This is a genomic window from Leptotrichia hofstadii (genome assembly GCF_007990525.1).
Taxonomy (GTDB): Bacteria; Fusobacteriota; Fusobacteriia; order Fusobacteriales; family Leptotrichiaceae; genus Leptotrichia; species Leptotrichia hofstadii.
Genome location: NZ_AP019823.1, coordinates 1,614,553 through 1,637,767, shown reverse-complemented (window position 1 = coordinate 1,637,767; position 23,215 = coordinate 1,614,553). Strand labels below are relative to the sequence as shown.

16 protein-coding genes are annotated in these 23,215 nt (G+C 32.0%); 8 read left to right on the top strand and 8 right to left on the bottom strand.

The genetic code is table 11. The features are described 5' to 3' along the window. Positions 1 to 44: 44 nt before the first annotated feature. Positions 45 to 869 carry a Cof-type HAD-IIB family hydrolase gene (locus FVE77_RS07740; protein WP_026746066.1) on the top strand — a complete coding sequence of 275 codons (825 nt, stop codon included), beginning with the start codon at positions 45 to 47 and terminating at the stop codon, positions 867 to 869. Between the two features lie 149 nt (positions 870 to 1,018). On the opposite strand, the gene FVE77_RS07735 is transcribed toward FVE77_RS07740, so the two are convergent. From FVE77_RS07735 to FVE77_RS07720, 4 genes are all read right to left on the bottom strand, one after another. Beyond that, positions 1,019 to 1,456 (bottom strand): hypothetical protein, encoded by a 438-nt coding sequence (locus tag FVE77_RS07735; protein WP_006803751.1) that lies wholly within the window; start codon positions 1,454 to 1,456, stop codon positions 1,019 to 1,021. 134 nt (positions 1,457 to 1,590) lie between these two features. Next, positions 1,591 to 2,235 carry an HIRAN domain-containing protein gene (locus FVE77_RS07730; protein ID WP_006803752.1) on the bottom strand — a complete coding sequence of 215 codons (645 nt, stop codon included), beginning with the start codon at positions 2,233 to 2,235 and terminating at the stop codon, positions 1,591 to 1,593. A gap of 107 nt (positions 2,236 to 2,342) precedes the next feature. Continuing rightward, positions 2,343 to 3,323 carry an NAD(P)-dependent oxidoreductase gene (locus FVE77_RS07725; protein WP_026746067.1) on the bottom strand — a complete coding sequence of 327 codons (981 nt, stop codon included), beginning with the start codon at positions 3,321 to 3,323 and terminating at the stop codon, positions 2,343 to 2,345. A 100-nt stretch (positions 3,324 to 3,423) separates the two neighbouring features. After that, on the bottom strand, positions 3,424 to 4,152 hold the full coding sequence (locus FVE77_RS07720) for an HAD family hydrolase (protein ID WP_026746068.1): 729 nt from the start codon (positions 4,150 to 4,152) through the stop codon (positions 3,424 to 3,426). Positions 4,153 to 4,347: 195 nt separating this feature from the next. Between FVE77_RS07720 and FVE77_RS07715 the strand changes: the two genes are divergently transcribed. Further along, the gene (locus tag FVE77_RS07715; RefSeq protein WP_026746069.1) at positions 4,348 to 6,531 is read left to right on the top strand and encodes an RNA ligase; all 2,184 of its coding nucleotides are present in this window, start codon (positions 4,348 to 4,350) and stop codon (positions 6,529 to 6,531) included. A gap of 57 nt (positions 6,532 to 6,588) precedes the next feature. On the opposite strand, the gene FVE77_RS07710 is transcribed toward FVE77_RS07715, so the two are convergent. Beyond that, positions 6,589 to 8,295 carry an AAA family ATPase gene (locus tag FVE77_RS07710; RefSeq protein WP_026746070.1) on the bottom strand — a complete coding sequence of 569 codons (1,707 nt, stop codon included), beginning with the start codon at positions 8,293 to 8,295 and terminating at the stop codon, positions 6,589 to 6,591. A 229-nt stretch (positions 8,296 to 8,524) separates the two neighbouring features. Here FVE77_RS07710 and deoD point away from each other — a divergent pair, with 229 nt between their 5' ends. The 4 genes from deoD (at position 8,525) to rnmV (ending at position 11,599) form a co-directional block, all read left to right on the top strand. Then, positions 8,525 to 9,235, top strand: coding sequence for a purine-nucleoside phosphorylase (gene deoD / locus FVE77_RS07705; protein ID WP_026746071.1), 711 nt, complete (start codon positions 8,525 to 8,527; stop codon positions 9,233 to 9,235). A gap of 37 nt (positions 9,236 to 9,272) precedes the next feature. Further along, positions 9,273 to 9,422: a hypothetical protein gene (locus tag FVE77_RS12675; RefSeq protein WP_006803764.1), complete on the top strand. Its 150-nt coding sequence runs from the start codon at positions 9,273 to 9,275 to the stop codon at positions 9,420 to 9,422. Between the two features lie 85 nt (positions 9,423 to 9,507). Continuing rightward, positions 9,508 to 10,992 (top strand): aminoacyl-histidine dipeptidase, encoded by a 1,485-nt coding sequence (locus FVE77_RS07700; RefSeq protein WP_026746072.1) that lies wholly within the window; start codon positions 9,508 to 9,510, stop codon positions 10,990 to 10,992. Positions 10,993 to 11,017: 25 nt separating this feature from the next. After that, complete coding sequence (gene rnmV, locus FVE77_RS07695) at positions 11,018 to 11,599, top strand: ribonuclease M5 (RefSeq protein ID WP_026746073.1); 582 nt, start codon at positions 11,018 to 11,020, stop codon at positions 11,597 to 11,599. 402 nt (positions 11,600 to 12,001) lie between these two features. Here rnmV and FVE77_RS07690 read toward each other — a convergent pair whose 3' ends face one another. From FVE77_RS07690 to FVE77_RS07680, 3 genes are all read right to left on the bottom strand, one after another. Next, positions 12,002 to 12,565 (bottom strand): DNA-3-methyladenine glycosylase I, encoded by a 564-nt coding sequence (locus FVE77_RS07690; RefSeq protein WP_026746074.1) that lies wholly within the window; start codon positions 12,563 to 12,565, stop codon positions 12,002 to 12,004. A gap of 63 nt (positions 12,566 to 12,628) precedes the next feature. Continuing rightward, positions 12,629 to 13,724 (bottom strand): peptide chain release factor 2 gene (prfB, locus tag FVE77_RS07685; protein ID WP_197735409.1). Its coding sequence is split into 2 segments (ribosomal slippage): positions 12,629 to 13,651 and positions 13,653 to 13,724, totalling 1,095 coding nucleotides; the frame shifts between segments, so codons are not numbered across the junction. A 223-nt stretch (positions 13,725 to 13,947) separates the two neighbouring features. Continuing rightward, positions 13,948 to 14,988, bottom strand: coding sequence for a 2-hydroxyacid dehydrogenase (locus FVE77_RS07680; RefSeq protein ID WP_026746076.1), 1,041 nt, complete (start codon positions 14,986 to 14,988; stop codon positions 13,948 to 13,950). A gap of 188 nt (positions 14,989 to 15,176) precedes the next feature. On the opposite strand from FVE77_RS07680, the gene FVE77_RS07675 reads away from it, so the two are divergent. Further along, complete coding sequence (locus tag FVE77_RS07675; RefSeq protein WP_026746077.1) at positions 15,177 to 16,391, top strand: saccharopine dehydrogenase family protein; 1,215 nt, start codon at positions 15,177 to 15,179, stop codon at positions 16,389 to 16,391. 681 nt (positions 16,392 to 17,072) lie between these two features. Continuing rightward, positions 17,073 to 23,117: an autotransporter-associated N-terminal domain-containing protein gene (locus FVE77_RS07670; protein ID WP_026746078.1), complete on the top strand. Its 6,045-nt coding sequence runs from the start codon at positions 17,073 to 17,075 to the stop codon at positions 23,115 to 23,117. Positions 23,118 to 23,215 lie beyond the last annotated feature (98 nt).

The window sequence follows — 23,215 nt, the reverse complement described above, 5'->3', positions numbered from 1 at the left end:
ATATTAAAGGGATTTGGGCATAATAAAAAAGAAAGGATGGAAAAATGGTAAAACTTATTGCAATTGATATGGATGGAACTTTGCTGAATGAGAAAAAACATATCGACAAGCCGCAAAAAGAAGCTATTCACGACGCAATAGAAGCCGGAATAAAAATAGTGCTTTGTACTGGGAGACCTTTGTACGGCATTCTGCCGTTTTATGAGGAACTTGGACTTCATGAACTTGATTTAGAAGGATATGTTATTTTGAATAACGGATGCTCAATTCATAAGACAAAGGACTGGGAGCTGATTGACTGGGCAGAACTTACTCCTGATGACATTGATTATCTGTATAAATTTTCTCAAGACTATAATATAAATTTTACACTGGTTGACGAGGCGCATTATTTTAATATTGGCAGAAAGCCCACAGATGAGCTTATTATGGATGCAAAATTTGTCTTTTCAGATATTACTGAAATAAGCCTTGAAGAGGCAAAAAGTGGAAAATACAAAATGATAAAGGCAATGTTTCTGGGAAATCCTGAAGAAATGGCAAATTTCCAAAAAAAATATGAAGATACAATAAAAGACAGGTATAGTGGTGTACTGAGCCAGCCATACGTATACGAAATACTGCCAAAAGACAATAATAAAGGGACAGGATTGAAAAAACTGGCAGAAAAGCTGGGGATAAAGCAGGAAGAAGTGATGGCAATCGGTGATGGAAATAATGACATCGAAATGTTTGAATATGCCAACTACAGCGTTGCAATGAAAAATGCCTCAGAACTTGCGGCAAAGGCGGCCAAATACAGAACTGACAGTAATGTGAACGATGGAGTGGCAAAAGCAATTAGAAAGTATGCTCTTAATAAAATCTGAATATAAATAAAAAATAATCTCTATCTTAGCGTATTTTCTAGGAAAAGAGATTATTTTTATATAATTTTACTTACAAAATTTTCCAAAGTTCAAAAATGTTTTTATATTTCTGTTATGTATTAGAATTTTTAAAATTCTAATTTGCTAATCTAGGCTTCCTGTGTTGCGTATCCGCCTTCGATTGCCACTTCCTTCACTTTTTCCTTCTTCTGTTTTATTTTTAGTGAAAAAGTTCCAGTTCCAGCCTGATTTCCGTATTCTTCAATATAATCAACTACAAATACGTTCGTCATGTCGATTTTTCTTACCATCTGTCCTGCTGAAATTATTTCAAGGCTGGCTTGTCTGTAGGCGTCGCTTGCTTCTGACGGTACTAAAGACCATTGGGCAACTTTTCTTGTGTCGTCTTCTGAATCTCCGCTTGCCGCTGCCAGTATTTTCCCTCGAATTTCCAATATTACTCCCAAGTCTGTTGCTCTTGCGTTCGAGTCGTCGGGCGTTTCAGAAATGTATTTTACATCCAGAATGCTTTCCTTATCAAGTAAAATTTCATTTTCCTGCCCTTTTACACTCAATCTGAATCCCATAATTATTCCCCCTGTTTTATTTTTGACAATTAAATAATAGTACTATTTTTTAAATTAATTTAATTTTAATTATCTGATATTATTTTACCTCAAAAATATACATTTGTCAATATTAATTTTTAATTTTTTATTAATTAATCTACAAGGTAAATTTTAAGAGCTATCTCCTCATCATAAGGAATCGGCACTGCAATAAACTTTTTCCCAGCATCAATCATTCTTGCAATAATTTCACTTTGATTTTTCGGCAAATATCCAACTTTTTCCTTTTTGGAATTATACATGGCGACTGCATTTAGCGAAATGCCGTTAAATTCACGGAATAAATCCAATTGAACTTCATCTTTAATTTTAATTGCAAAATTTCTGATATATTTAGCTCCTTCCAAATAAGTATCCAGTAAAAAGAGCCTTTTTGATTTTTTTGTATATTTATCAATTAATGTTTTGGCATATTCAAACATCATTTCCTTGCCAAGCCTAATTTTTTCCTCACGTCCGTTATTTTTCTGAATAACAAGCACTCCATTTCCAAAATTAAACTCATTTATCATATAATTGCTTTGATTTTTCAAAAGTTCAAAATAATCCATCATTTCCTCAAAAATCATAATTTCCTTCTGATTGATCTGGAAAGAACCTTTTTTTAGCTCAACTGAAGTATTTTCAATATATGAATAATAAAATCTTCCATCAGGAAAAATTTCAATTTCATAATTTCCTCCATAATAAAGTCCATCAAACTCAAGTTTTATACCGCTAAAATTATTTATTAACATTTATCTTTCACCTCTTTCACCTTTCTAGTAAAATCTTCTTGTAAAAAGCATTTATTAAAATATTAGCCTTGTACAGAATTTTCTGTAATATTTTTGAAAAATTTTCCCTATTTTAAGCCTTCCAGCTTTCCTTCAAGAAACAATTTTAAATTTTTCTCAACATCGTCCATCAGCTTTATCATGCTTTTTTCAGATTTCCAAGCAATATGAGGTGTAATTAAAATATTATCCAGCTCAAATAATTTAGAATTTTTTTCAATTGGCTCAACACTCGTAACATCAACAGCCGCTGATTTTATTATTTTATTTTTTAGTGCAAAATACAAATCTTCCTGATTTATTACAGGCCCTCTTGCAAGATTCAAAATTACCGCACTTTTCTTCATCTTTTTCATTTTTTCAAGATTTATAAGATTCCGTGTAGAATCAGTCAGTGGGACATGAAGTGTTAAAACATCACATTTTTCCAGCACTTCGTCCAATTCATACCGTAAAATTCCATCTTCTCCAATCGCAGTATCACTTTTGGCATATTTTTCCCCAGTATTTTTAGCAACCATAATTTTCATTCCAAGCGTTTCAGCAATCTTTCCAACTCTTTTCCCAATATTTCCAAATCCCACAATTCCTAAAATCTTTCCAGTCGCATCATCTATCGGATATTTCTGATATTCAGGAACAGCAATATTTATCCATTTTCCTTCCTTAACTTCCTCATAATACCTATTAACAGGTATCAATTCATTCAATAAAAAAGTAATCGCAAGCTGTGCCACAGAATTAGTCGAATACCCTGAAACATTCGCTACTTTTATTCCAAACTCATTTGCGCTTTTCACATCAATATGGTTAAATCCTGTCGCTGTAACAAGTATCAATTTAAGTTTTCCAGCCTTCTCAAATTGCTTTTTCCCCAATTTTATCCGGGTCGTTATTACAACATCCACATCCTTTATTCTTTCGTCAATTTCGCTAGAATCAGTATCTTCATACTCAATGTATTTACCGTATTTAGAAAATTTTTCTTTCAAATCAATAGGCCCTGCCGTAATTCTGTCTAAATAAACTATCTTTAAATTTTTATCCATAATTATCATCTCTCTTTAGTTAATTTAATTTTTACATATTTATAAAAAGTTTTTTTATCTTATATTTTTTGATTGAAAAATATATTCGTTTAATGTCAATTTATATAATATCCACATCCGCTTTTAATTTATAGATAACATCTTTTCTTTCTACAACAATCATAACTTTTTCTTTCAGTTCCTTATCCCGTTTTATTTTCTGCAATAATTTTTTAGCAGGATTTATGGCAATGGCGTTCCCTACGTTTTTAAACATTGTCAGATCGCCTGTTGTATCTCCGTAAGCATACGATTTTGTCAAATCTATTTCGTACATTTTACAAAAATCTGCTATTGCCTTCTGTTTGCTCTTGGCATCCCACATTGGAGTTACTTTCCCAGTGAAAATACCATCTTCATTAACTTCATAAATAGAAGCCCTGTAATCTTTGACTCCGTATCTTTCAGCCATCTTGCTTACAAGAAAGTCTGGACTCCCAGAAATAATTATAACTTTATGATTTCTCTCCTTATGATATTTAAGCCTCTCACGTGTATATCTGTAAACTTTGTCCCCTTTTAGTTTCATTACCCTTTTAGCAATAAAATCCATATCCTCCTTGCTAAAATTCTTTAATGCCTCCATATAAGTCTGAACAAGCTCATCTAGATAATCATCATAATCCCCAGTCCTGTTTTCCCACTTGGAAAATTTTTCCTTAACTTTCCCTTCCCAAGTCATCATATCAATATATTCATACTGTACAAGCATCTTAAAATGCTCAATCAGTAAAGAATCCCTGTAAATTGTTCCATCTATATCAAAAAATGCCGCTACATTTTTTTTCATCTGCGTTCCCCCTTGATTTGATTTTAATATTTTTTTATTGTTATATTTTACCCTATTTTTCTTAGAAATTCAAATAAATTCTTGTTTTGTAAAATTATAAAAATATAAGTCTGAACTTTTTCTTTGATTTATAAATAAAATATAGTAAAATTATAATATATCTATTAAATAGAATTTTGAAGGGAGTGAAGAAAAATGAGAACATTGCTATTGTTACGGGGAACAGTTGGAAGTGGAAAAAGTACCTTTATTAAGAAAAATAATTTGGAGCCATACACTCTTGAGGCTGATAAATTTAGGCTTTTAATTTCCAATCCTAAATTGACAAAATTTGGAGATTTTGAGATTTCGCAGAAAAATGACAGGCTGGCTTGGGAAATGCTTTTTAACTGTCTGGAAGAAAGAATGAAAAAGGGAGAATTTACAGTTGTTGATGCGACACATACTACAAAAAAAGCGATGAATTCCTACAAGGCTCTTGCAGACAAGTATAAATATACAATTTATTATTATCAGCTTGATACCCCGCTTGAAGAGTGTATTGAAAATAATAAAAAGAGAGAAAGCTATAAGCAGGTTGATGAAAATGTTATAAGCAGAATGTTTAGGAATATTCAGAATGAAAAACTTTCAGGAAGTTTTAAAAGAATTTTTGACATAAATGAAATTATAAATTTTTATGTTGCTGATGTGACGGGAAAATATGAAAAAGTTCGGATAATTGGGGATATTCATTCATGTTTTACAGCGATTTCTGAAATTGTGAAGGATTTTGACAAAAATACCTTGTATGTATTTTTAGGAGATTTTTTGGACAGAGGAATTGAACATAAACAGACACTTTTTTTAATGCTGGAGTTATATAAAAAGGAAAATGTTATAATGATTGAAGGAAATCATGAAATTCACTTGGAAAATTTTGCCAATGATTTTAAAATTAACTCAAAAGAATTTTTAAATGTAACTTTGCCAGCAATTTTGGAAAATGAAAAAAATATAGATAGTTTTAAAAGAGAAATTAGAAAATTTTATAAAAAATTAAGACAATGTTATGCTTTTAAATTTCACAATCATAAAATTCTTTGTACACATGCAGGCCTGTCTTTTGTGCCGAATTTGGCACTTGTGTCGACTAACGAAATGATAAACGGCGTTGGAAGCTTTGAAACAGAAATTGGAGAACTTTATGAGGAAAATTATTTGAAAGGGAAATGTCAGGATTTTGTGCAGGTTCATGGGCATAGAGGTGTAAATTCGACTGAACATTCAATTTGTCTGGAAGGAGAAGTTGAGTATGGTGGAGAACTGAAATATTTGGATGTAATGCCAGATAAAATTTTGCAAAAATCAGTTATAAACCCTGTTTACGATAGAGATTATTTGCAGCACGAACTGGAAAAGGCAAAAGAAAACAAGCAGATAAATTTGACAGCGGATGAAGATGTGAATAAATTGATTGTAAGTAAACTAATCAGTGTTAAAAAGACAAAACCGAACTTGTATTCATTAAATTTTGGAAGAAACGTGTTTCGGAAAAAATTGTGGAATGACTCGACAATTAAGGCACGTGGACTTTTTGTGGATGCAGAAACTGGAAAAGTGAAAATAAGAAGCTATAACAAATTTTTTAATTACGGCGAAAATAAATATTCTACGAGAGAATATCTTGAAAACAACATAGTTTACCCAGTTACAGCCTACGAAAAATACAACGGATTTTTAGGAATACTTTCAGTTATTGATGAAAAATTTGTATTTGCAACCAAAAGTGTAACAAATGGAACACATGTCAAATATTTTGAAACTCTTTTTGAAAAAGCAAGTGAAAAGATGAAAAGTGAGATTTTCAGAATTTGCAGTGAAAATGATGTTTCCATAGTATTTGAAGTGGTTTCAAATGAAGACAGACATATAGTTGATTATTTTGGAAAGGAACATCTTTTTATCTTAGATGTTATTGATAATAGCCTGTTTATAAATGGTGTACATGTGGATAACAATTTTAGTGAAAGATTTTTAAAAGAGCTGAATTTTGATGATGATGTTATTAAAATGAAAAAGGAAATCAAAAAATGCAATAACTTTGACGAAATAATTGACTTGATGGAAAATTATGATAATTTTGAAAATGCTGAAGGTATTGTATTTTGTGCTGAAAATGGACTTATGTTTAAATACAAGGCAAAGCACTATAGTCTTTGGAAAAAACGGCGTGGAATTCTAGAATTTTATAGAAAAGATTTCAATAGAACAAAACTTGCTGGAAGATACAAGGACGAGCAGGAGTTTATTGAATGGCTTACCGAACTTGATAATGATAAAGTTGAAAATGCTCATATTATTGACTTAATGAATGAATATGAGAACAAGAAAAAATAAGTAATAATAAAATATGGGCTTGATCTAGGAGAATGTCTTAGTGTAGCCCATAATTTTTTATTTTATATATTCCCTTTCAAACTTAACTTTTAAATCTTTTCCTAAAAATGCAATTCCAATTTTTATAACGTTATGAATTTCAGCGTTTTTAAGAGCCGAGACATATTTTTTTTCTTCAATTTGATTTAATGCGTTTTTACATTCCTTATCCAATTTTTCCTGGAGTTCATATTCATTAAAATTACCTTCTAAATTTAAAACTTTAAGTTCCAAGATAATTCCGTCATTTCTTTTTTGAATATTTTTAGGTTTTAGGAGCAAATCATATCTGCCTTTACCTCCAAAGCCATTGGATATTATCTGATATTCATTTTTCAGAATCAAAATTATTCCAAGCATTAAACCGTGATAAAACTGTTCCTTGTAAGTTCCGCTCACATCGAAAATTCCAACATTTTCCAGCAAAATATTTTTAAGTTCTTTCTCAAAGATTTGAATATTTCCAGTTTTTAGAGCATAAGTCATATTTAAAAACACATCATAATTTTCAAAATATACTTCAATAAACATTTGTGAAAACATCTTTAATATCTCATCATTTGGAATTTTTAAATAAGTCATTTCATCATAATCTTTTGGCTCAGCAAGTGTTAGGTAGCCGCTATGAAAAAATAAATTCCATATATTCTGGCTGTAATTTGTTTCCAAATTTGCAAAAGTCATATTATCATCTATTCTTTTGAAAATACTCTCCTTATTCAGTAATTTAGAAAAATCATCAAAAATTTCGTTTTTTAATCTTGCTAAATATAGTTTTATTAAGTCGTTTCCACTTGTATTTACCCAGTATGGATTTAATTTTCCCTCGTCCAAAAAATTGATAATAGACCATGGATTGTATACTTTTATATTACCGAATAAATAGCCGTTATACCACTTTTGTATATCTTCTAGCTCAACTTCTAGCTTAAAATCCTTTAAAGCGGCTTTAATTTCATTTTCCATGATTCCAAAATGTTCTGTAAACCTGTTATCAATAATTGTATGAATTTTTAAATTATTCAGTCCGGAAAAGACGTTTTCCTTTGCAACCCTTAAAATGCCCGTCATAATTCCTGTTTCAAGATAACTGTTGTCTTTTAAAATTGCTCCGTAAAATGCTCTAAAAAAGTTCATTGCTTCGTCGTAATAGCCGTTAATATAGGAACTGATTATTGGCTGATCATATTCATCAATTAATAGAATTACTTTTTTGCCGTATTCCTTGTAAAGAAATTTGGATAGTTCAAGCAATGAATTTTCGATGTCAGTATCAGTTGTATTTGGTTTTTCAAGCCAAATTTTTTCAAAAAACTGTTTATTTTTCGGATTTAGCTTTGGATATAAAATTTCATAAAATTCATCGTATATATTTGAAATTAGACTCCGAATGTATTCTGCTCCGCCTTTCCAGTCAGTTTTTCTATAATCTTTAAATGTAACAGAAATTACAGGATATTCTCCTTGCAAATTAAAATATTTACTTTTAGAAATTTTTAAATTTTCAAACAATTTTCTGTTTTCATCTTTATTTCTAACATCAAAAAAATACTTCAGCATTGATATATTTAATGTTTTTCCAAATCTGCGTGGACGTGTAAATAATTTAATTTTAGATCTTTCATTAAACAAATCCTCGATAAATCCAGTTTTATCAAAATAATAATAATTTTCTTCTATTACTTCCTTAAAATCCGATATTCCTATCGGTAAATGCCTTTTCATTCCAAAATTCCTCCCTTTTTACTTTCTTGATTAAATTATACTGGAATAAGCTGAAAAATGCAAGAAAAGATGACATTTTTAGGAAGGATATACAATCGCTATAAATTAAAGAGTAAAAATATCAAAAAAAAAAACAAAATAAAGACCTTGAATAATTTCAAAAAGTGAAGTACAATATAGTAAGTAAAAAAATTTTTTAAAAACTATAAAAACTTTAGGAGGTAATGGAATGGGAACGCCGCATATTGGAGCAAATAAAGGAGATATTGCAGAAACTATACTATTGCCAGGAGATCCGCTTAGAGCAAAATATATAGCAGAAACATTTTTAGAAGACGTTGTTCAGTATAATAATGTTAGAGGAATGCTAGGATTTACTGGGACTTATAAAGGGAAAAAAATATCTGTTCAAGGAACTGGAATGGGAGTGCCTTCAATTGGGATTTATTCACATGAACTGATAACTGAATTTGGAGTAAAGAACTTGATTAGAATCGGTACAGCTGGTTCTTATCAAGAAGATGTGAAAGTTAGAGATGTTGTTATCGCAATGTCAGCTTCGACTGATTCTGCTATTAACAAATTGAGATTTAATGGAGCAGACTATGCGCCTACAGCAAGTTCGGATTTAGTCTTCAAGGCTTATGAAATTGCTAAGGCAAAAGGATTGAATGTAAAGGCTGGAAATGTATTTACAAGTGATACTTTTTATGGAGATGACCCTAACGCTTGGAAAAAATGGGCTGAATTTGGAGTATTATGTGTGGAAATGGAAACAGCGCAACTTTATACAACAGCGGCAAAATTAGGAGTAAATGCGTTAACTTTACTTACAATAAGTGATTCATTCATTACTCACGAAGTTACAAGCGCTGAAGAAAGACAGACAACTTTTAATGAAATGATAGAAGTGGCCTTAGAAACAGCGTTACAGCTTTAAAATAATTAAAGAAAATAACTAAAGGGAGAAAAAATTAGTGGAATTTTATAAAAGATTAGTTATAAAAATTTTAGAACGTAGTTCAGTTGGTTCTGAAAATAGAATTTTGAAAAAGTTAAAAAGCGGGTATGACTTGACACAGAGAGAAATGTCAGAGCTTGAAGAATTACTGGAAAATATTTTATAAATAAAGATATTTAATAAATCTTTATCTTTGAGACAAGGGGATTATCCCCTTGTTGTTAATTTAAACTAAAAGAAAGGAAAATAAAATGAAAATAGAAAATTTATATCCTGAAAAAGTTTTTCACTATTTTAGTGAAATTTCAAAAATACCAAGAGGTTCAAGAAAAGAAAAAAAGATTAGTGACTGGATTGTAGAATTTGCGAAGGAAAGAAATCTAGAAGTTATTCAGGACAAAGCGTTGAATGTATTAATAAGAAAGCCTGCAACAGCTGGATATGAGGAATATTCACCACTTATCCTGCAAGGACATATGGATATGGTTTGGGAAAAAAATAAAAATACAAAATTTGATTTTGAAACGCAAGGAATTGAACTTGTTGTGGAAGATGGATACTTGAAGGCAAATGGAACAACACTTGGGGCAGATAATGGAATTGCTGTGGCTTATGCACTTGCGATACTTGACAGTAATGACTTGAAGCATCCAGCACTTGAAATTATTATCACAACTGACGAAGAAGACGGAATGAGCGGAGTTAATAACCTTGATTTTGGAATTTTTTCTGGAAAGACACTTATAAATTTGGATACTGAAGAATACGGACAAGTTTATGTGAGCAGTGCAGGTGGTGCGAGAATCCTTAATGAGTTTAACTTTGATACAGAAAAACTAGAAGAGGATGATACTGTTATAAGTATTGATGTGAAAGGGCTTCTAGGTGGTCATTCAGGTGCTGAAATTCATTTAGGATTAGGAAATTCAAATAAAATTTTGGCAGAAGTTCTGAATCATTTAAATAAAAAATACACTCTTGCAATAATGGACATTGACGGCGGGGAAAAAACTAATGCAATACCGAGAGAGGCTGTGGCGTTGCTGGCTGTGAAACTTGAGAATGAAAAAGTCAGTGATTTTGAAAAATTAGCAAAGCTTGCTTTTGAAAATATAATAAAGGATTTTAAAATTATTGACAAAAATCCAGTTATTGAAGTGAAGGAAGTTAAAAAAGAGGAACTAAAAAATGAAGGGAAATTATCAATTTCCAACACAAATGCGGTTATTTCATTTTTCCACGAATTTCCAAATGGAGTTATTTCAATGAGCAAGGATATAGAAGGTCTTGTAGAAACTTCAATAAATCTTGGAGTTATAAAAACTGAAAATAAAGATGGAAAAATTGTTATAAAAATTCAGGCATTGCCAAGAAGTTCAGTAAATAAATCACTTGAAAAATTACTAAATGATGTGAAGGAACTTTCTGAAAAATACGAAGTGGCAGTAAAAATAAATTCTCCATATCCATCTTGGGAATACCGAAAAGATTCAAAGATTCGTGAAATAGTTGTAAACTCATTTAAAAAAATAACAGGAAAAGATCCTGAAATTAAGGCAATTCACGCTGGACTTGAATGCGGAATTTTTGATAATAATATGGAAAATGTTGATATTGTTTCAATTGGGCCTAATATTTACGGTGCTCACACTCCTGAAGAAAGAATGGAAATAGATTCAGTTGGAAAAACTTGGGAATTATTGCTAAAAGTTATGGAAGATTATAACATTAAATAAAAAATAAAAACAAAAGGAATATTAAATGAAAAAAGAGCCAAATAAACAAAAAGAAAAACTAAAAATAAATGAAATTATAGTGGTTGAAGGGCGAGATGACATAACAGCCATAAAACGAGTTGTAGATGCACATATTATCGCCTTAAACGGCTTCTCCGCATTATCTAAAAAAACAATAAATAAAATGATTCAATTGTCAAAAACTAATGATTTAATTTTATTTACAGATCCTGATTTTGCAGGAAAAAAAATTCGTGATACATTAAAAAGATATATTCCAAACATAAAACATGCTTTTGTAAGTCAAAAGGATGCAACTAAAAATGATAATATAGGAGTTGAAAATGCCAATGACAAAGTAATTTTAGAGGCATTAAAAAACATTATCACAGCTAGTCAAAATGTTGAAGATAGATTTAATGTTAGTGATTTGATTGATAATGGATTTGTTTCTGGAAGCAATGCAAAGGAACGTAGGATAATGCTCGGAGATATTTTAAAAATTGGATATTACAATGCAAAACAGCTTTTAAAGGCTCTTAATTCATTTAATATTTCAAAAGAACAGTTTGAGAGAGCTGTTGAAGAAATAAATAGTTTATCCTGATAATTAAATTATGGCAAGATTGTTACGCAATATCACTCCGATTTTTATTTTCTAACTCTAAAATTTCTTCTTTTACTTGTCAAGCAGTGGTAGTTGAATAAATAAAAACTCCGCCAGTTTATTAAACTGTAAAGATATTTGTTATAGAATTTCTGAGATTTTAATTTTTCAGTAAAAGACAACTTGTTTGAGCTTTTCCATTTTATTTGAATTTACAATAACTTTATGAAATTTAAAATAACTTTTGGTAAAAGCGAGTTTTGTCTTTTGCTGTAAAATTGAAATTCGAGAAGCGGGGTTGTAAGGGCATGGCGTTTGATGCCCTATACGATAAAAAATTGGAAAAATGTAGTGAGTAATATTGCAATTTATGTTATTAAAAAATCAAAAATTATATTTTAATTATTTAGCTGACTTTTTATAAGGACAACTAATTAAATGGTCATCAACTATTCCGATTGCCTGTAAGAAAGAATAAACGATTGTAGATCCAACAAATTTAAAGCCACGTTTTTTCAAATCTTTGCTGATTTTATCAGATAATTCTGTAGTAGCAGGTGCTTCTGATATCTCTTTCCAGTTATTAATAATTTGCTTGTTATCTGTAAAATTCCAAATGTACTTGTCAAATGAGCCAAATTCCTTTTGTACTTCCATAAATGCAAGGGCGTTTTTAACAGAAGCGGCTATTTTTAATTTATTTCTCACAATTCCATCATTTTGAGCCAGTTCAGCCAACTTAGTTTCATCATATTTTGCAATTTTTTTATAATCAAAATTATCAAAAGCCTTTCTAAAATTTTCTCTTTTATTCAAAATAAGATTCCAGCTAAGTCCTGCCTGAAAGCCCTCTAAAATTAGCATTTCAAAAAGATAACTATCATCGTGGGAAGGCACTCCCCATTCGGTATCATGGTAGATAATGTCATTTTCAGATTTTGCCCATGGACATCTAGTTTTTTTCATATTCTAATCCTTTCAATTTTTTAGTTATTATAAGTAAAATTATTTTAAATTTTAAACATGTTATTAGGATTTAGCGTATTTTAAATATTCATTTATAAACAAGTCAATATCTCCATCCATAACCTTTTCAACGTTTCCCTCTTCTGCCTTTGTTCTGTGATCTTTTACCATTTTATAAGGCTGGAAGACATACGAACGGATTTGGCTTCCCCATTCGATTTTTGATTCTGTTCCCTTTAATTCCGCCATTTCCTTCTCACGCTTTTCTAGTTCCAGCTCGAATAATTTAGATTTTAATATTTTCATTGCAGTTTCACGGTTTTTTAGCTGTGAACGCTCGTTTTGGCATGTAACTACTGTGTTTGTAGGAATATGAGTGATTCTAACGGCTGAGTCTGTTGTGTTTACGTGCTGCCCTCCTGCGCCGCTTGCCCTGTAAGTATCAATTTTCAAGTCTTCTGTACGAATATCAATTTCAACGTCATCTTCTATTTCTGGTGTAACATTTACTGCAGCAAATGAAGTATGCCGTCTGGCATTAGAGTCAAATGGGGAAATTCTGACAAGTCTGTGAACGCCTTTTTCCCCTTTTAAATATCCATAAGCGTAATTTCCTTTTATATTTAATGTTACACTTTTTATTCCAGCTTCTTCTCCAGCGAGGCTGTCAAGGATTTCAACTTTGAAATCATGCCGATTTGACCATCTGTCGTACATTCTGTAAAGCATTTCAGCCCAGTCACATGCCTCAGTTCCACCAGCCCCCGAATTTATCGTAAGAATTGCATTATTCATGTCGTATTCCTCATCCAGAAGCAATTTTGTCTTAAAATTATCAATTTCGTTCTTCAAATCCTGTGCTTTCTGCTCAAGTTCATTTTCAAACGAATTATCCCCCATCTCAATAAACTCAATAATGGTAGAAACATCTTCAAAAAGCCCGTTTAAACTGCTGTATTCCTCAAGCAGCTTTTTATTTGCACTAATAGTCTTCAATATTTCCTGACTGTTCTCGCTATTCCAGAAATCTGCCTCAAACGTCTTTTTCTCCAAATTGTCAATTTCATTTTTTAAATTTTCAATGTCAAAGATGCCTCCTGATTTCTTCAATGTTAATTTCATTTATTTCATTCTGTTTTTTTATTTCAAATAAATCCATATTTTTAAACCTTTCTTTATATTATTTTGCTAGCTTTTTTGATTCTAAAGTAAAAATTTTTTTAGGAAAAAAGAAAATAACTATTAAATAAGTTTTCAATACAAAAACTCTTTTAAATTTAGATTTTGTATTTTTTTGGAAAATATTAAAAGAAGCTGCCTTTTAAAACAGCCCCTTTATAAGTTTTTAAAAGTAAAACTTTTATTAAAATTTTAGATAATAATTATTTTTGAACTCTGACACCTTCAACAACTTTATTGTTTTCTTCGTCATACCAAACTTCATTTTGTAAAGTTTCCTCTTTTACGTATGATAAGATGTTGTTAAATGTAGCTTCAGCAATGTTATCTAATGCTTCTTTTGTTAAGAATGCCTGGTGAGAAGTCAAAACGACGTTGTTAAATGATAATAATCTAGCTAGCAAATCATCTTCCAGCACGCTTGCTGATTCATCTTCAAAGAAATAGCTGCTTTCATTTTCATAAACATCAAGTCCTGCTCCGCCGATTTTTTTGTCTTTTAATCCTTCAACGAGAGCTTCGGTATCAATTAATCCACCTCTGGCGGCATTGATGATAATAACGCCATCTTTCATTTTAGCAATAGTTTCTTTGTTAATTATGTGTCTTGTTTCAGGGAATAATGGACAATGTAATGAAATCACGTCAGAATTTGCAAATATTTCATCTAATGTTACATAAGTAAAATTTTCTTCTTTTGCAGCTTGTTCATTAGGAAATTTATCGTAACCAATAACTTTCATTCCTAATCCGTTTAAAATTTTTATAAAAATTCTTGCGATTCTTCCAGTTCCTATAATTCCGGCAGTTTTTCCGTTTAAATCCATTCCAGTTAATCCTGCTAAACTAAAGTTACCTTCCCTTGTTCTGTTATAGGCTTTGTGAGTTTTTCTGTTTACTGACATAAGAAGAGCTAGCGAATGTTCAGCAACGGCAAATGGAGAGTAGGCAGGTACTCTTAAAACAGTAATTCTGTTTTCACGGGCAGCCTTTAAGTCGATATTGTTATAGCCCGCACATCTTGCGGCAACAACTCTTACTCCATTTTTGGAAAGTATGTTCAATACTTTCTCATTTAAGTCATCATTCACGAAAGTACAGACAACATCCTGATATTTAGTAAGCATCACATTTTTTAAGCTTAATTTTTCTTCAAAATATGTAATATCTGCTCCAAAGGTTTCGTTCCATTTGTCGAAAAATTCAATATCATAAGGTTTTGCATCGAAGACTACAATTTTCATTTTTACATTCCTCCTAAAATTTATTATCTTTTAATTTATTATAGCAAATAAAAATAGCCTAAGTCAAATGATTTTACAAGATTTTTAAAAAAGTAATTTACAGAATAAAGATTTTACAGTATAATAATGTTGAGAAAAATTTAAAATTAATAAATAAAAATAAAATAAATTTGAGGAGGCGAAAATTAATGGGAAAAAAAGCATTAGTAATCGGAGCTGGAGGAGTATCAAATGTAGTGTGCCACAAATGTGCGCAAAATTCGGAAGTATTCAGTTCAATCATGATAGCCAGCCGTACAAAGGCAAAATGTGATGAAATCAAGGAAAGAATTGAAAAAAGTAAATATGCTGGAAGAATTGAGATTCAGACTGCAAAGGTGGATGCAAATAATGTGCCTGAGCTAGTGGCATTGATTAATGAATACAAGCCTGATATTGTGATAAATGTAGCTTTACCATATCAAGATTTGACAATTATGGATGCTTGTCTTGAAACTAAGACTGATTATTTGGATACAGCAAATTATGAGCCTTTGGACACAGCTAAATTTGAGTATAAATGGCAATGGGCGTATAAGGAAAAATTTGAAAAAGCTGGGATTACTGCTATCTTAGGAAGTGGATTTGATCCAGGTGTCACTGGGGTGTTTTCAGCGTATGCACAAAAGCATTATTTTGATGAAATAAATTACATTGACATTCTTGATGCAAATGCAGGGGATCACGGGTACCCATTTGCAACAAACTTTAATCCAGAAATTAATATTAGGGAAGTTACAGCTAATGGAAGTTACTGGGAAGATGGGAAATGGGTGGAAACAGAGCCAATGGAAATTAAAAGAGTGTACAATTTCCCGCAAATTGGTGAAAAAGATATGTACTTACTGCACCATGAAGAATTAGAATCGCTTGCAGTTAATATTAAAGGTATTAAAAGAATTAGATTCTTTATGACTTTTGGACAAAGTTACCTGACTCACTTAAAAGTGCTTGAAAATGTTGGGATGACTTCAATTGAGCCAATAGAGTTTGAAGGAAAGCAAATTGTTCCGTTGCAATTCTTGACAGCTGTATTGCCTGATCCGGCTTCACTTGGACCTAGAACAAAAGGTAAGACAAACATTGGAAATATTTTCAGAGGTAAAAAAGACGGCGTAGAGAAAACTTATTATGTATACAATGTATGCGATCATCAGGAATGTTACAAGGAAGTTAGCTCACAGGCGATTTCTTACACGACAGGAGTGCCTGCGATGATTGGAGCTGCAATGGTTCTTACTGGAGAATGGAAAAAACCAGGAGTATTCAACGTGGAAGAAATGGATCCAGATTCATTTATGGATGCGTTAAACAAGTTTGGATTGCCTTGGGTTGAAGATTTTAATCCTGCATTAGTTGACTAAAAGAGAAAATACATTACAGTAAAATAATTTTTTGAAAATCAGACTATTACAATGACATGAATTTTTGTTAATAGTTTGATTTTTTTTATTGCCTGATTTTGTTAATTTTAGTTGTAAAAATATTTTAGTGAAAAAAGGAAATTTTCTGTATAAACTAAAAAACAAAAGAATCTTGCTAATGTATGTTTTATTTAAAATGTTCTTATGTTTTCCTTAGAACGGTATAAATTATGATATATTTTAAATTATTTAATATTTACTTTCAAAGTCATTTAAAATTTTTATATAACATCTGTAATTTATAAGTTTGAATACAGTTCATATTTGTTAATTTTTTTAATTAACTGGCATAAATTTACTTTTAACTTAATTAACTATGAATTAATGACATATTATTTTTTAAAAAGCACTTGATTTTTTTGATTACAGCTATTATTATACAGGTGACAATAATTTTCAAAAAAAATTTTTATATAAAAATATATGATTAAACTAAGATTATTTGTTTTTTATTTGTATGACAAAATTACTTTGGAAACTAACTTAAAATTATGGATATTTTGCTTAAATTGACAAATTGGAGTAATTTTAAACTATTCAATATTAACAGATTTTACTCATATAAATGAATTAGAAAAATAATATTTAAAAAAATAAAAATCAAAATAGGAGAGTGAATAAATGACTGGAAATTTTATAAAATTAAAAAAGAATCTAAAATCTTTTGCCAAAAGGGTTAAGGATTTCAGATATACTGACAGAATGCTGATTACATTTTTATTAACGGGGGCATTGGGGCTTGAGAACAACTTATTGGCCGCGCCATTGGAAGCTGAAACTGAAATCACTAATCAAATCAGGCAAATAGACTCATCTGTTTCTAATCTCAGAAAAAATTTACAAAAAGCTAGAAATGAAAATACAGAACTTATAAAGAAGTCAAACCTTGAACTGATTCAGTTAATGGAGCAGGGAGACCATGTAATAAGACCAATCTGGAGTTCATGGCAATTTGGGAATAACTACTACTTTAACAACTGGAGAGGGCTGTATAATGGAAGAGGCGATAAATCGTTAAAAACTAAAAGAAACCTTACGAGAAGTTCCAGCATCCTGAACAGAAGCGTGTCATCCCTAAGTTCCAAATATAACTTGGCTTCTTCGGGGCTTATGCAAAATTCGTATGGAAACACTGAACTTCGAGATGTAGAAGAACCGGTAGTGGAATGGGAAGTTTCAGCGAACGTGAATCCAAGAAGAATTGCCCAGATTGAACCGCTAGTTCTTGCCTCAAGACCTGGAATCAATTTTCAGAATCCTGAACTGCCTGCATTTGAAGTGCCAGATGGCGATGTGGAAGTAGTTCCACCTCCAGTAATTCCTGATATTGGCATTGTATCTTCAAGATATTTAATAGAAACTAATAATCAGGATTACAGTAATATTAGAAATGAAAAAGGAATACCAAATGTACTTGTGGGAACTAATGCTGGGGATACGGGACCTATTTCCCAAACTCACATTAGAGGAACAAACGGAAAAGGGAAAATGGAACTGGTGCATAATAATGGCAACAAATTTACTCTTAAGACAAATAATACAACTTTTACAGGAATAGAAGGCAGCAGTCATAGTACAGTCTTTAATTATAGCAATAATCTTAATAAGGATTTTAAATATGAAGATTATGGAGAAGTAGGGGTAAGAATGGGAGGAGGCCACGATTTTATCATTGAAAATATGGATATTATTTCTTCGGGAGAAGCTCCAATTGAATTTTTGCATTCCAATGGAAGGAAATACAGAAATCTAGTTAGCATCATTATGCTGAACGGAAGCCCAAATGGAATTACGACCACAACTCTAAAACAAGGAGCGGCAATCGTTTCAGATTCCCTAAGTACTTCTGCAGTTTCTCTTTATAATGACAATAGTGCCAATAAACCTTTAAAATTTATAAATGAAGGGCTTATAAAATCTACAAAAAGATTTGGTTCTGCAGTAAACTTTCTTAACTTTGGAGGAAATACTGCTCCCTCAAGCTTTATAAATAATGGAGACATAATAGTTGATGGCAGTGATTATTCCAATGTAGTTTATAACTTTATGAACTTATCAAATTATTTTATTTTTACAAATAATGGAAATATAACATTAAATGGAAGAGGCGGTTATGGTATGCAGTTTACATCTACAATCCCGCATACTCAGCATCCTGTTTCCATATTTCAGCTGAATAAGCCTATTGTTGTAGAAGGGAGCTGGTCTAAAGGATTTTATTTTTCTAAATTATCCAGAGGCAGATTGTTTGAGGTCATAGTTAATGGTCAGTTAGAAAAATCCTTCTTTAATGTTGAACTGCATGGGGAAAATAATAATGGCATGCACATTGGAGGCGGATCTGTTGCTCAAAGCGGATTAATAGAATTTAAAAACTTCAAATTGAAATCCATTGACGGAAAAAACAATACACTTCTAAGAATTAATAAGCAAAATGGGCTTAAATTTTCAAAAGACGGGGATAATGAGGAATTAACAATAGAGGGTGGAGACGGAAATGTTGGACTTAATATTCAGGCAAGCAGAGGAATGGTTAATGAAGGTGTAATTACAATTAAGGAAAGTACAAACGGAGAGAGCAAAAATGCCACTGGAATTGTGAGCTCTGCTGGAAGTGAAGTTGAAAATAAAGGGAAAGTTACTATTTCCGGAGACAGAGTAAGGGCATTGGTTGCCACAAAGGACGGGAAAATTGAAAATCATGCAGAAATTGTGTTTGATGGAAATACAACTGAAAGTACTAAAGGTTCTACTGGAATGTATGCAAATCATGGCGGTATAATTAAATCTGATGAAACTACAAAAATCAAAATTTCAAAACCTAAGTCAGTAGGTCTGTTTGCTGAAAATAGAGGAGATAATGCCAATTACTTAAATACTTCAAAAATAAAAATATCTAAGGCAGAAATTACGGCAACCGATGGAGCTTTTAATATTTTTGCCAATAAAGGTGGAGAAATACAGCTGGAAGACAATGTGGTTCTGAATACAGGGAAAGATTCTCTCACATTTTATACTGCATACACTCCATTTACGCCTGGAGGGAAAATTATTTTTGAAAAAGATGTAACAGCAAATGTAAAAAAACATGGAACAGTATTTTATTATGATTTAGGCAATGCGCCTGTTGGAACTTTTAACTTTTCCACTTGGTATGCAAATAATTTTACCCATAACAACAGCAGTAAACTCAAGTTAAATATGGAAGAAGGTGGAAGAGTACTGTTTCTTGCAAACGGAAACTTGAATTTATCAGGAATACCGGCAAGCCTGTCAGCGGCAGGACCAATTGAAATCAATGGAACTGGCTATATTTCTGCGGCAATGGTAAACAGTAATCTGGAACTGGATCAGGATGTTAATTTGGATGACGATGCAGATCCATATAATGAATTGGAAATTCTTAGTTCCTCCATTACAAATTCTAAAATCATGACAGGAACTAAAAACGGTCAGCTGGCTATTGCACAGGAAAATAACAATAACAGGCCGGCTTCCAAAGTAAAATTGACAAATAATAATAAAATTACCTTGACAGGGGAAGGATCCATTGGAATTTATGCAAAAAGAGGGGAAATTACAAATAACGGCGATATTTCAATAGCAAAAAATTCAGTGGGTCTTTATCTGACAGAAGACAATAGAGGAACGGCAGCGGGAAAAGCCTATAATAACGGACTTATAACTCTAGGGGAGGGGTCAAGCGGAATACTTTACAGGGCAGAAACAACAGGTTCAAATACTGCTTTGCCAGGCGGAATATACAACAACGGAAAAATAATTTCAGCTTCTAAAAATACATTTGGAATGAATTTTGAAAGTCCTCACGGGTCTAAGGAATTGGTAAATGGAAACGCAGGTCAAATTGAACTTGCTGGAGAAAATGCGGTTGGAATGTATGCCGCAGGAACTGGAAACTACAACATCAAAAATCTTGGAAAAATAACGGTGGGTTCTGCGTTGTCAGAAAATAGCCCTGCAATAGCAATTTATACAAATAGTGTAAACAGCATGGTGGAAAACAGTGGAAAGATAACAGCTGGAGATAAGTCGTTAGGAATTTATGGTTATTCTGTAAATACTGGAAATACTTCGAATGTTTCTGTAGGAAATGCAGGGACAGGGATTTATTCCCTAGGTGGAAACTTAAATTTGCAAGGAAAACTGACGATTGGAACAGACGAGGCAAAAGGTGTGCTTGTAACTGGAGATAATCAAATTGTAAACAATGATTTTTCTTCAATTAATCTTGATGAAAATTCATTTGCCATTGTCAATACAGGAAACAATAATCAGATAACTTCAAATACTTCCAATGTTTCCCTAAAAAATAAAAATATCTTCCTGTATTCTGAAAAATCAACAGGAAACATAATAAACAATACAAAAATAAAAGCATACGGCAATCAAAACTACGGAATCTATACGGCAGGAGCCGCTTCAAATTTTGCTGAAATTGACTTGACAAATGGAATTGGAAATGTCGGAATTTACAGTACAGGGCAAAATCTTGCAGAAAATTATGCAACAATTAAAGTTGGGGCATCAAAAGTGCCAGAAAAACTTTACTCAATCGGAATGGCTGCTGGATATTATGACAAAGATAACAACGTTTCTGTTTATACAGGGAAAATTGAAAATGCAAATACAGGAAAAATTGAAGTTACAGGAAAAAATGGAATTGGAATGTATGCAATTGGAAATGGGTCAGTCGCTATTAATAACGGAGAAATACATTTGTCAGGGAAAAATTCGATAGGTATGTTTCTGGATCAGGAGGCTGTTGGAATAAATAACGGATTAATTACAGCCACACCAGATGCTGTTGGAGCTATCGGAGCGGTTGCTACGAACAGGGCTGTCTTTAAAAACTACGGAATAATTAACATTCTTCCGAGAGCAGGAGTTGGAGCGCTTGTCAAGAGGGACGCAGTTTTAGAAGAATACTCTTCGCCTTTGGCAACTGTTCCACAGGGAGGCAGTTCCAGAATTATCGCTGAAACACGGATTCAGTCGCCAAAATTACCAAAAACTGGGAAAGAAGTTCCAGATGGAAGTGTTGAAATTGTATCTTTAGCTGGTGACAGGATACCCGAGATAAAAATTAACGGAAAAGCAGTAAATCCTGTGGAATTTGATATTTCTGCCAGCTCACCTGAAATAAAAGTTGTCGGGTCAGGAGATTCTGCTGAACAAATTCTTGAAACGGAAAGCAATATTCATAACCCAAATAAGTTTGTTAGCAAAATCGGTATGTATATAGATACTTCAGGTATAAAATTTACCAATCCGATTCAAGGTCTGAACAATCTTTCTGAAGAAACGGAGGTCGATCTGATACTTGGAACGGAAGCCTCAAAATATACAAATTCCAAAGCTATAAAAATTAAGGAAAATATTCTGGAGCCATACAACGCCACAATTTTATCCAATCCGCAAATTAAGAAATGGCATATTTATTCAGGATCATTGACATGGGTAGGAACCGTTCAGACGGATGTGGATGGCGAGCAGCTGAAATCTGTCTATTTGGTAAAAATACCGTATACTTCGTTTGCCAAGGATGCAAATGTTTATAATTTTTCTGACGGGCTGGAGCAAAGATATGACATGAATCCTCCAGGTTCAAAAGAAAAGATATTATTTGACAAATTAAACAGCATTGGAAAAAATGAAAAAACATTGCTAGCACAAGCATTTGATGAAATGATGGGACATCAGTATGCCAATATTCAGCAAAGAACTTATGGTACTGGAAGGCTGATTGACAAGGAAATTTCCTATTTGTCAAAGGAATGGGATACTAAGTCCAAGCAATCCAATAAAATAAAAACTTTTGGAATAAGAGATGAGTACAGGTCAAATAGCGCTGGAATAATTGATTATACAAGCAGTGCCTACGGTTTTGCCTATTTAAAGGAGAATGAAGCTGTGAGACTTGGAAACAGCTCAGGATGGTATGCAGGTATGATAAATAACAAGTTCAAGTTCAAGGATGCAGGAAAATCAAAAGAAAATCAGGCAATGCTGAAATTAGGAATCTTTAAAACAATGTCGCCGAAAAATGATTATAACGGAAGCCTGCAATGGACAGTGTCGGAAGAAAGCTATCTTTCAAGAAACAGCATGCACAGAAAATATCTTGTTGTTGATGAAATCTTTAATGCAAAATCAGACTACTCAGCTTATGGAGCGGCTGTTAAAAATGAATTGTCAAAAGAAATCAGAACGAGCCAAAGGACTAGCATAAAATCCTACGGAAGCCTGAAACTGGAGTATGGAAGATTTGAAAATATCAAGGAAAAATCTGGGGAAATGCGTCTTGAAGTCAAGGGGAATGACTACTATTTGGCAAAATCTGAAATAGGAGCTGAATTTAAATATAAACAGCCTATAGGTTTACGAACTAGCATTGTCGCAGTTTTAGGAGCAGGTTATGAAAAAGAGTTTGGTAAAATAGGAGATGTGGCAAACAAAGCCAAAGTATCGCAGACAAATGCGGACTGGTTCAATATAAGAGGCGAAAAGGAAAATAAAAAAGGAAACTTCAAAACAGATTTTAACATCGGAATAGAAAACCAGATATTTGGAATAACATTAAATGGCGGATATGATGCGAAAGGTAAAAATGTAAGAGGAGGAATAGGTCTTCGAGCTATCTATTAGTACAGAAAAAATAATTATATAAAATGACATTTTATGCTTCCAAAAGAATTTTTATAAAAAATTTTGAAAAATTTATGAAGGCACTATTTTAAATTTGA